1 pseudogene is annotated in these 612 nt (G+C 64.7%); it reads right to left on the reverse strand.

The features are described from left to right. Positions 1-612: pseudogene (locus JT723_RS34675) on the reverse strand (right-handed parallel beta-helix repeat-containing protein); the annotation flags it as partial.

Here is a 612-nt window from a genome sequence, read left to right on the forward strand (position 1 = left end):
GCGCACCCGAGCTTCCCGTGCCCGTACCGCTCGACGCACCCGCCTGCGCGATGACCTGCTGTGCACCGGAGGGCCAGTTGGTGCCGCTGACCTGGACGTTGCCGGTCAGGATGTTGTTGTGGGGTGAGCCGGTGGCGACCTGGGTGGCTCCGGAGTTGTACCAGTTGGTGTCGAAGGTGCTGTCGTTGGTGTTGTTGGTGCTGCCCGCGTTGGTGAAGGCCCAGACGCCGGAGTCCTGGATGACGTTGTTCTTCAGGCTGACGTAGCGGGAGCCCTCGTCGAGGTAGAGACCCACCGTGTGCTGGTTGTCGTAGATGTAGTTGTGGTCGATGCTCGCGCCGGGATTGGCCGACAGGTTGTAGATGCTCCCGCCGTCGTGGAACACCTTCTTGGTGCCGTGCACCGAGTTGTAGCTGACGACGGTGTTCTTCAGCGTGGTGGGCGTGGTGTAGACGGGCTGGTAGTCGTACAGGCCGCGGTTGCGGTAGTCCTGGCTGCCGCCGGGGTCGTTGGCGCCCCAGCCCCAGCCGACGTCGATGCCGTCGTAGGCCAGGTTCGAGACCTCGTTGTGGCTGATGACCGCATGCGTGACGTACGTCGACAGGATGCCGG

Origin of the sequence: Actinacidiphila bryophytorum, from assembly GCF_016916835.1 — a bacterium.
GTDB lineage: Bacteria > Actinomycetota > Actinomycetes > Streptomycetales > Streptomycetaceae > Actinacidiphila > Actinacidiphila bryophytorum.